The sequence below is a fragment of the Klebsiella terrigena genome (assembly GCF_006539725.1).
Lineage (GTDB): Bacteria > Pseudomonadota > Gammaproteobacteria > Enterobacterales > Enterobacteriaceae > Klebsiella > Klebsiella terrigena.
On the sequence record NZ_BJNO01000004.1, the window covers coordinates 306,075 to 316,051 of the forward strand.

Below are 9,977 nucleotides of genomic sequence, written 5' to 3' on the forward strand. Positions count from 1 at the left end.
CGCTATCGGCGCAGCCAGTTTGGGTTGGCCAGCGCGCAGCCACCGGAGCGTACATGCAGTACGTGAGGATGGCGAGCGCTGCCCGGCGTCAAAATGGCAGGTGAATTTGCCTTCTTACGGACGCTCAAAAATAGCCCGCGGATTGTACGTGATAAACATCGCGTCCCCGTAGCTAAAAAAGCGATATTTTTGTTCTACCGCAGCCTTATAGGCGTTCATGGTGTGCTGATAGCCGGCAAACGCCGAAACCAGCATAATCAGAGTAGATTCAGGCAGATGGAAATTAGTGACCAGCGCATCCACCGCTTTGTACTGATATCCCGGATAGATAAAAATCTTCGTGTCGCCGAAGAAGGGTTCGATCAGATCGTTTTTTGCCGCCTGGGCCGCGCTCTCCAGCGAGCGTACCGAGGTCGTTCCCACGGCGATAACGCGGCTGCCGCGCGCTTTGGCGGCCAGCACTGCGTCAACCACGTCCTGCGGGACTTCGGCATATTCGGAGTGCATGATGTGCTCTTCGATGCTGTCCACGCGCACCGGCTGGAACGTCCCCGCGCCGACGTGCAGCGTCACGAACGCCATCTCAACGCCTTTCTCGCGCAGCTTTTCCAGCAGCGGCTCGTCAAAGTGCAGGCCCGCGGTCGGCGCGGCTACCGCGCCCGGCCTGACGCTATAAACGGTCTGGTACAGCTCGCGGTCGGCTTCTTCATCCGGGCGGTCGATATAGGGCGGCAGCGGCATATGGCCGATGCTGTTAAGGATATCCAGTACCGGACGCTCGTCGTTAAACTCGACTTCAAACAGCGCGTCGTGGCGTGCCACCATCGTCGCCTGGATGCTTTCATCATCGCCCAACAGCAGCTCGGCGCCCGGCTTCGGCGCCTTCGAGGCGCGGATGTGCGCCAGGATGCGTTTGTCATCCAGCATGCGCTCGACCAGCACTTCAATCTTGCCGCCGCTGGCCTTACGCCCGAACAGGCGCGCCGGGATCACCCGGGTATTGTTAAAGACCAGCAGATCGCCGGGATTAAGCTTATCGAGCAGATCGGTGAAGGTACCGTGCGTCAGCGCGCCCGTCGGCCCGTCTAACGACAGCAAGCGGCAGCTACTGCGCTCAGGCTGCGGGTAGTGGGCAATCAGGGATTCGGGTAGTTCAAAGGAAAAATCGGTAACGCGCATGACGGTGGCTCAGACTAAATAAAGAGGCGGGTAGTCTAGTGCCGGGGCGTTCTCCCTGCAACCTTTACCCCGCAGCACGGTTATAATACTCTAAATAATTCGCTCTGCAGGACAAGGCGCCTGTGCCTTGAACAGCGCCTGCGCTGGCACCATGAGGGCGAGGCCGTCGGCCGAGTCATGCGGCAACCGGGAGGCAAATTCGTCAGCAACGAATTTAACCTGCCGAGGCCTGGCCTCCGGAGAGGGGCATGGATATCCTTCATTAATCCCGGGCGCTTAGCCAACTCAGCGATCGGGAAGAACAAGGCCCACGACTGGACCGAGTAAAGAAGCCAACGCACATGCAACCGGAAGTACAACGCGTATTATGAATTTTCTCGCACACCTGCACTTAGCCCACCTTGCCGACAGCTCGCTGCCGGGCAATCTGCTGGCCGATTTCGTCCGCGGTAATCCGCAGTCGGACTATCCCCTGGAGATCGTTGACGGCATCTTTATGCATCGGCGAATCGACGTCATGACCGACAATCTGGCGGAAGTTAAGGCCGCCCGGGAGTGGTTTCGACCGCAGACCCGGCGCGTGGCGCCGATTACGCTCGACGTCATGTGGGATCACTTTCTGTCGCACCACTGGGACCGCATCTCGCCCGATATGCCGCTCAGCGAGTTCGTCCGCTATGCTCATGCCCAGGTGGCAACCATTTTGCCGGATTCGCCGCCGCGCTTCGTCAATCTCAATGAGTACATGTGGTCCGAGCGCTGGCTCGAGCGCTATGAGGATATGGCCTTTATCCAGCGCGTCCTTAACGGAATGGCCAGCCGTCGCCCGCGCCTCGACGCCCTGCGCGACTCCTGGCAGGACCTCGATACCCACTACGACAAGCTGGAGCAGCAGTTCTGGCTTTTTTATCCGCGCATGATGGCGCAGGCGAAAAATCGCGAACTCTAACGGTTGCGTTTGCTGACAAAAAGACTATTCTGAAGGTCATACTTCGATATCGATTGATAGGTAAAACCTATCTCATCGATTGTCAGCCTCACGTTGAGTTCGCTCGCTCCTGCCCCTATACTTGCCCGCGTTGCGTTTCAATTAACCTTAGTATTAACAGGAGAATCATATGGTTCTGGTAACTCGTCAGGCTCCGGATTTTACCGCGGCAGCAGTTTTAGGTAACGGCGAAATCGTTGAGAAATTCAACTTCAAACAGCACACCAACGGTAAAGCCACCGTACTGTTCTTCTGGCCGATGGACTTCACCTTCGTTTGCCCGTCTGAACTGATCGCTTTTGACAAACGTTATGAAGAATTCCAGAAGCGCGGCGTAGAAGTTGTTGGCGTTTCCTTCGACTCCGAATTCGTTCACAACGCATGGCGTAACACCCCGGTAGACCAGGGCGGTATTGGTCCGGTTAAATACGCGATGGTTGCTGACATCAAGCGTGAAATCCAGAAAGCCTACGGTATCGAACATCCGGACGAAGGCGTTGCGCTGCGCGGCTCCTTCCTGATCGACGCGAACGGCGTTGTTCGCCACCAGGTGGTTAACGACCTGCCGCTGGGACGTAACATCGACGAAATGCTGCGCATGGTTGACGCGCTGCAGTTCCACGAAGAGCACGGCGAAGTGTGCCCGGCCCAGTGGGAAAAAGGAAAAGAAGGGATGGCCGCTTCTCCGGAAGGAGTCGCTAAATACCTGACCGAGAACGTTTCCAGCCTGTAATCGGCTGCCGTTCTTAAAAAGGCTCGCCACGGCGAGCCTTTTTTGTTGCTTTACGCCCCCCCTTTTTTTACTGCTGGAAATAGGCCGTGGAGACCGCAAAGAGCTAGAAGCATTCCGCTACGCCTTTTTTTGCAATCCCGTTCAAACTTTGCTGAAAAAGTAGCCTGATATTTGTGACAGGCATTGCATTTTACCATTTTAAATTAAGACACCAGCTCACTTCCCCACGCCTGCCCTTCCTCCTCCGAAAAATCAAAAAACCATAAGCAGTTGATATATAACAATATAATTAATTTTATATTTTCAGATAAAATATTTCCAATATCCCTCCGATGTGATCAACTTCAATATTTAAAAATCCATATGTGATCTGAAGCCTAATTTTTGTTGATATATTTGTCCATGATCTAGTTCAGGAATATGAACGCATTAAGGATCGGATGATGGACATTATTTTTAACCCTACATTAATTGCGCTGAAGAAAAATATTTCCACCGCCGAGCAGGCGATCGAATTCGCTGGAACGCTGCTTGTCCGGCAAAATATTTGCCGCCCGGAATATATTAATGCGATGGTCGAGGTGTATCGGGATTTTGGCCCGGCGATTGTTATCGACTACGGCCTGGCGATGCCCCATGCCCGACCGGAAAAAGGCGCATTGCAAACGGGTTTTTCCTTAGTCACCACCCAACAGCCGATCGCATTTGGCCACGAGGAGTTTGATCCGGTGAACGTCATCATCGCCATCGCCGGGGCGGATGCAAATAGCCATATAAAAATGATCCAGCTGATAGCCTCGCTCATTGAATCAGATATTGTCACGTTTCTTCAGCAGGAGCATGACGTCAATTCAGTATTACATTTCATCCACAAGCAAATGGAGTAGTCATTATGTTAGTTATCAGAACGGTTTGTGGTAACGGTATTGGCAGTTCATTAATGGCTGCGAATAATGTCAAAAAAATATGTGATGAATTAGGTATTAAAGCCGACGTGGCCTCCGTTGATTTTGCCAACGCGGTAGGAGAAAAAGCCGACCTCTACGTCACAATTAAAGAGCTGGCAAACCAGTTTCCTGCGCGCTGTAACGTCGCCATTATTCGCAGCTACGTGCACAAGGCAAAAATCGCCGAGGATATTACTGAAGCACTCACCAAAATTGCTGCAACTCACTCTTAATCATTATTGAGGGAACGACCATGCAGGCTATTCTTAGCTTCTTAGCGGAAATATTTAGTCAACCCGCATTTCTGATGGGGATTATCGCATTTGTCGGTTTAGTGGCGCTGCGCTCCCCGGGTAATAAATTACTGACCGGTACCTTAAAGCCAATATTAGGCTATTTGATGTTAAGCGCCGGTGCCGGGGTTATTGTTGCAAACCTCAACCCTCTCGGCGGTATTATTGAAGCCGGATTTAATATTCGCGGCGTAATCCCTAATAATGAGGCCATTGTTTCCGTCGCGCAAAAAATGCTGGGCGTGGAAACCATGAGCATTTTGCTCTTAGGCTTTATTTTCAATCTGCTCATTGCGCGCTGCACCAAGTACAAATATATCTTTCTCACCGGGCACCACTCTTTCTTCCTGGCCTGCCTGTTCTCCGCGGTGCTGCAGGCGGCAGAGTTCCACGGCTGGATGCTGGTATTAATCGGCGGATTCCTGCTGGGCTCATGGTCGGCCATTTCTCCGGCAATCGGTCAACGCTACACCAAACAAGTTACCGAAGATGGCGGCATTGCGATGGGGCACTTCGGCTCGCTGGGCTATTACATCTCGGCCTGGATCGCCACGAAAACCGGTAATCCGGCAAATTCATTTGCCGATACCGAAATCTCAGAGAAATGGGGCTTTCTGCGCGACACCACGGTCACCACCGGGATCGTGATGTTTGTTATCTACTTCGTCTGCAGCGCCGTCGCGGGCACGGAGTACCTGCGCACGATAACCGACCAGAATATGCTGATCTTCTCTATCCTCACCGGCCTGCAGTTCGCGGTCGGCGTCGCCATCGTCTACAACGGCGTACGGCTGATCCTCGGCGATCTCGTCCCGGCGTTCCAGGGGATCAGCCAGAAGCTGATACCGAACTCCATCCCCGCCGTCGACTGTGCCGTATTTTTTACCTTTAGCCCAACCGCCGTGGTCGTGGGGTTCATCAGCTCGTTCGTTGGTGGCCTGGTCGGCATGCTTTTCCTCGGCGCATTTGGCATGGCGCTGATAATCCCCGGCATGGTGCCGCACTTCTTCTGCGGCGGAACCTCCGGAGTCTTTGCCGATAAGCTGGGCGGCAAACGCGGCTGCATCATCGCCTCATTTATCGGCGGCATATTCCTTGCGTTCCTTCCGGCGATGCTGCTTCCGGCTTTGGGTAGCCTCGGCTTTGAGAACAGCACCTTCGCCGACTTCGACTTTGCGGTCTGGGGCATCATCATCGGTAATGCCTTCACCCAGTTTGGTCAGATAACGATCTATCTCATCTGCCTGGCGCTTCTGGTCGCGCTGCTGGTGCCATTCTGCTTCCGCTCAGTGCGTGTGGTCGGTGACACCCTCAGCTATGAGGAGCTCACTGCGGATAAGAAAAATGAATAAGCGGTTTCATTTTTCGCTGCGGGAAGGGACTTCCTCCCGCAGCTGACAAAATAATCAGGAGTTGTTATGGCTATCTTGTCCATTGGGTTTTCATGTTTCGATCAGTTCTTTTTTCTTAACGAATGGCAGCAGGAGAATACCAAAAATTTCTGCCACGACTTTATCGAGAGCGGCGGCGGCCCGGCAGCAAATGCGGCGTGGCTGCTGGGGCTGTGGGGGGAAGATGTTTACTACATTGGCCATTTGAATAAGGACCTTTACGGCCAGCGTATTATCGATGAGTTTGCCGAGGCCGGGGTCGATACCAGCCAGGTGGTCTTCTCCGATGAAATGATCACCCCGCTGGCGTCGGTGCTGGTGAATCGCCTGTCGGGCTCAAGGACGATTATTACCCGTAAAATGCAGACACCGCCTTCGCTGACCTACGACCAGAAGCTGAAAATTGATGATTTAGCGGCGCGGCTCATTGAATCAGAGGAACCGGTAACGCTATTAGTTGATGGGCATGAAGCGGAACTCAGCGAATATATCATCAAGAAACTGCCAGCCGCAAAGGTAGTTATGGACGGTGGTTCGCTGCGCGCCAGTAATATTAAGCTGGCAGCCTGGACCGATTACTTTGTTGTTAGCGAGCATTTCGCCAGAGACTATATGGGCTATCGCGCCCTCGAGACCGAAGCGGAAATTAAAGCCGCACTGATCGAGCTAAATAAAATTTGCCGCGGTGACACCTTTATTACGCTGGGGGAAAAAGGCTGTGCGTTCTTAAAAAGCGGCATGCTGCAAATTGTTCCGGCCTGGCTCTGCAATGTGGTCGATACGACCGGCGCCGGGGACGTATTCCACGGCGCCTTTACCTATGGCGTGCACTACTCGTGGCATATCGACAATATTATTTTGTTTGCCAGCCTGACCGCTGCAATCTCTATTGAGAAAAAGGGGGTACGTGAATCAATGCCCGACCTTGCCATCGTCCATAACTCGCTAAATAACTACGAAAGAAACTTAACGCAATATTTTGGTGAATAATTTTCGTTAATCAATATCGAGAGGTGATCATGTTAGTTTCTATGAAGGACATGCTTCAGCATGCCCTACGGGACGGTTATGCCGTAGGGCAGTTCAATATTAATAATCTGGAATGGGTCGCTGCCGTATTAAGCACCGCACAACAGCTGCGCTCCCCGGTTATTTTAGGCGTCTCCGGCGGTACCGTTAAGCATATGCTGGGATTAAAATGTATTCATGACATCGTGGTCAACGCGATTGATTATTTACACATTGATATTCCGGTCGCGCTGCATCTCGATCACGGGACCACCCGTGAAGCCTGCGAAGCGGCTATTGAGGCCGGATTCAGCTCCATCATGTTTGATGGTTCGCACCTGCCGTTCAGCGAAAACCTGGCCATCACCCGCCATCTGGTCGGGCTGGCGCATGCCAGAGGCATTTCGGTTGAAGCTGAGCTGGGCACCATTGCCGGAAGCGAAGACGGTATCGTCAACTCGACGGTGATCTATGCTGACCCGCAGGAGTGCTACACCCTGGTCAGCGAAACTCAGGTCGATTGTCTGGCAGCGGCGTTAGGCTCGACCCACGGGCTGTACAAAGGCAAAGCAAAGCTCGGGTTTACGGAGATGAAGGCGATTGCGGAGCGGGTTAAGGTTCCGCTGGTGCTGCACGGCGGCACCGGTATTGCCGACGAGGATATGCGTAAGGCCATTGCCTGCGGCACGGCCAAAATTAACGTCAATACCGAAAATATGTACGCCTGGTGCCAGGAGGTGAAGGCTATATTATCTGCCGATACCGGGCATGATGTGAACGACCCGCGTAAAGTGATCGGCCAGGGGCTGAAACCGGTGCGCGAAATGATCGCGCGGCGCATTGAGCTGTTTGGCTCACAAAACCGCTATTAGCCAATTTTCACTTTATCGGCGCCACTTCAGGGAAAACCCAGCCCCGGACAGATCCGGAGGCTGGTTAATCAGCGGCTAAAACGCGAAGCAGGAGCAGCCCAACACGCCCCAGAACGCCTGCTCATCGGCAACCGGGATCGACGACCGGCGCGCAATATCGTGCTGGTGGCCGTGGACGCCGCAGCTGCCGCAGCACTGGTGCATCTGCACGATGGCGCCGATTTTTGCCGCCGCGGGCGGCGCCGAGCGGTAGTGGCCCGGAACCTTGACCACCGGAGACCACTCCGGCAGCACCGGGATGGGCGGCGGCGCCAGCGGCGAGAAGTGTCCGGCGGCATAAACCACTTTGCCGTCAACCACCGTCAGCACCGATTCGATGCCTTTTATCTCCTCTTCCGGCACGCTGAAATAGTCCTTCGACAGCACCACCAGATCGGCGAGCTGATCCTGCTCAATACGCCCTTTTTTGCCCTGCTCGCTGGAGAACCAGGCGCTGCCCGCCGTCCATAGCTCCAGCGCCACGTCACGCGGCAGGCGGTTGCTCTCGTCGTACATTGCCATGCCGCCGACGGTGCGCCCGGAAACCAGCCAGTAGAGCGCGGTCCACGGGTTGTAGCTCGCCACGCGGGTGGCGTCGGTGCCGAGCCCCACCGGCACCTCCATTTCCAGCATTTTCGCCACCGGCGGAGTGTGCTTCACCGCATCGATACCGTAGCGGTCGACAAAATATTCCCCCTGGAAGGCCATCCGGTGCTGTACCGCAATCCCGCCGCCCAGCGCCTTCACGCGCTCAATATTGCGCTCGGTGATGGTTTCCGCATGGTCAAAGAACCAGTGCAGGCCGTTAAACGGAATCTCGCGGTTTACCTTCTCAAAGACGTCCAGCATCCGGCTGATGGATTCGTCATAGGTGGCATGCAGGCGGAACGGCCAGCGGTGTTCGACCAGGTGGTGCACCACCCGCTCCAGCTCGTCCTCCATTCCCGCCGGCAGATCCGGACGCGGCTGCAGGAAATCTTCAAAATCCGCCGCCGAAAAGACCAGCATCTCGCCGGCGCCGTTGGCGCGGAAAAAGTCGGTCCCCTGCCCCGGCTTCAGCATATCGGTCCAGCGTTCGAAATCATCCAGCTCCTGCTTCGGACGCTGGGTAAACAGGTTATAGGCAATGCGCACGGTCATCTGCTGGTTCGCGTGCAGCTGCTCAATAATTTCATAATCTTCCGGGTAGTTCTGGAAGCCGCCGCCGGCGTCAATCGCGCTGGTCAGCCCGAGACGGTTCAGTTCGCGCATAAACTGGCGCGTCGAGTTCACCTGCAGCTCCAGCGGCAGCTTCGGCCCCTTCGCCAGCGTCGCGTAGAGGATCATGGCATTGGGCCTGGCGATCAGCATCCCGGTCGGATTGCCGTTGCTATCCCGCACAATTTCGCCGCCCGCCGGATCCGGCGTCTCTTTGGTATAGCCTACGGCCTTCAGCGCCGCGCGGTTAAGCAGCGCGCGATCGTAGAGATGCAGCACGAATACCGGCGTATCCGGCGCCGCCTGGTTGAGCTCTTCCAGCGTCGGCATGCGCCGCTCGGCAAACTGGAATTCGCTCCAGCCGCCGACCACCCGCACCCACTGCGGCGAAGGCGTGCGATCGGCCTGCTCTTTGAGCATCCGCAGCGCGTCCGCCAGCGAGGGAACGCCTTCCCAGCGTAGCTCAAGGTTGTAGTTCAGCCCGCCGCGGATCAGGTGCAGGTGGGAATCATTCAGCCCGGGGATCGCCGTATGGCCCTGCAGATCGACGATCTGCGTGCCTTCGCCGGCAAAGCTCATGATCCGATCGTGGCTCCCGGCCGCGAGGATCTTACCGTCGGCGATCGCTACCGCGTCGGCCAGCGGATTTTGGCGATCGAGGGTGTGGATCCGACCATGGGTCAGGATCAGTGTGGCAGTTTGTGACATAACGCTCTCCTTGAGGAGGCTGACTCAGTTTTTCTTTAACCAGCCAGCAAACAGGCGGGTCACGATGGGCATCCAGAACCAGACCACCAGCGCGACGACGCAGGCATCGTTTATCAAATGTAGCGGCAGGCTTCCCCGCATCGAGGGCAGCAGCATGCCGGTCAGCCAGGGCACCAGGTTGGTGCTGGGGAAGATAACCAGTAGGGTTATCAGAAACTGCTTCCAGCGCAGCGGCTGGCGCACGTTGGCCGCCGGCGGGGTAAACCAGAAAGCCGGCTCGGTACGGACCTCGGTGCGATCGCCCTCGTTAAGCAGCGGCGCAATTTCAGCAACCAGTTCGCGGCGCGTTTCTGACTGCGTCCAGGCGTAGAGGTGCTCAATGGTGTCGAAGCGAATAATGACGCTCCATAAATTCTGCCCGGCCCCCGGGCGAATGACGTTAGCGCCAAGGTGCCCGGGAAACTCCGCTGCCACCGGCATGATTTTTCCGAGCCACTCTTCATAGCGCTTACCGTGTTCGGGATCGAGCATATGACTGATGACCAGCGTTACCGATTTCTGTTGCGCCATAAGGAGCTCCTTGCTGCAGGGAAGCGGCGGGATTTCCCCGCCATCAGCCATA

Annotated in this window: 10 protein-coding genes; 7 read left to right on the forward strand and 3 right to left on the reverse strand. The window is 55.5% G+C overall.

Annotated elements, in window-relative coordinates; translation table 11 throughout:
• Positions 1–114: 114 nt before the first annotated feature.
• Positions 115–1,179 (reverse strand): tRNA preQ1(34) S-adenosylmethionine ribosyltransferase-isomerase QueA, encoded by a 1,065-nt coding sequence (gene queA, locus RTE01_RS08065; RefSeq protein ID WP_041144280.1) that lies wholly within the window; start codon positions 1,177–1,179, stop codon positions 115–117.
• Positions 1,180–1,546: 367 nt separating this feature from the next.
• On the opposite strand from queA, the gene acpH reads away from it, so the two are divergent.
• From acpH to fba, 7 genes are all read left to right on the forward strand, one after another.
• Positions 1,547–2,128: an ACP phosphodiesterase gene (gene acpH, locus RTE01_RS08070; RefSeq protein WP_041144279.1), complete on the forward strand. Its 582-nt coding sequence runs from the start codon at positions 1,547–1,549 to the stop codon at positions 2,126–2,128.
• 169 nt (positions 2,129–2,297) lie between these two features.
• Positions 2,298–2,900 (forward strand): peroxiredoxin, encoded by a 603-nt coding sequence (locus RTE01_RS08075; protein WP_004858569.1) that lies wholly within the window; start codon positions 2,298–2,300, stop codon positions 2,898–2,900.
• A 443-nt stretch (positions 2,901–3,343) separates the two neighbouring features.
• Positions 3,344–3,787, forward strand: a complete 444-nt coding sequence (locus tag RTE01_RS08080) for a PTS sugar transporter subunit IIA (RefSeq protein ID WP_134528408.1) — start codon at positions 3,344–3,346, stop codon at positions 3,785–3,787.
• Positions 3,788–3,792: 5 nt separating this feature from the next.
• Positions 3,793–4,080 carry a PTS sugar transporter subunit IIB gene (locus RTE01_RS08085; RefSeq protein WP_041144277.1) on the forward strand — a complete coding sequence of 96 codons (288 nt, stop codon included), beginning with the start codon at positions 3,793–3,795 and terminating at the stop codon, positions 4,078–4,080.
• 20 nt (positions 4,081–4,100) lie between these two features.
• Entirely contained in the window at positions 4,101–5,492 is a 1,392-nt protein-coding gene (locus RTE01_RS08090; RefSeq protein WP_041144276.1) for a PTS ascorbate transporter subunit IIC, read from the forward strand.
• A gap of 66 nt (positions 5,493–5,558) precedes the next feature.
• Positions 5,559–6,521 carry a carbohydrate kinase family protein gene (locus RTE01_RS08095; RefSeq protein ID WP_134525320.1) on the forward strand — a complete coding sequence of 321 codons (963 nt, stop codon included), beginning with the start codon at positions 5,559–5,561 and terminating at the stop codon, positions 6,519–6,521.
• A gap of 29 nt (positions 6,522–6,550) precedes the next feature.
• Entirely contained in the window at positions 6,551–7,411 is an 861-nt protein-coding gene (fba, locus tag RTE01_RS08100; protein WP_076944649.1) for a class II fructose-1,6-bisphosphate aldolase, read from the forward strand.
• A 75-nt stretch (positions 7,412–7,486) separates the two neighbouring features.
• Here fba and RTE01_RS08105 read toward each other — a convergent pair whose 3' ends face one another.
• A complete protein-coding gene (locus tag RTE01_RS08105; protein ID WP_041144273.1) occupies positions 7,487–9,355 on the reverse strand; it encodes an amidohydrolase in 1,869 nt (622 codons plus the stop codon).
• 24 nt (positions 9,356–9,379) lie between these two features.
• A complete protein-coding gene (locus tag RTE01_RS08110; protein ID WP_041144272.1) occupies positions 9,380–9,925 on the reverse strand; it encodes an antibiotic biosynthesis monooxygenase in 546 nt (181 codons plus the stop codon).
• Between the last annotated feature and the right edge of the window lie 52 nt (positions 9,926–9,977).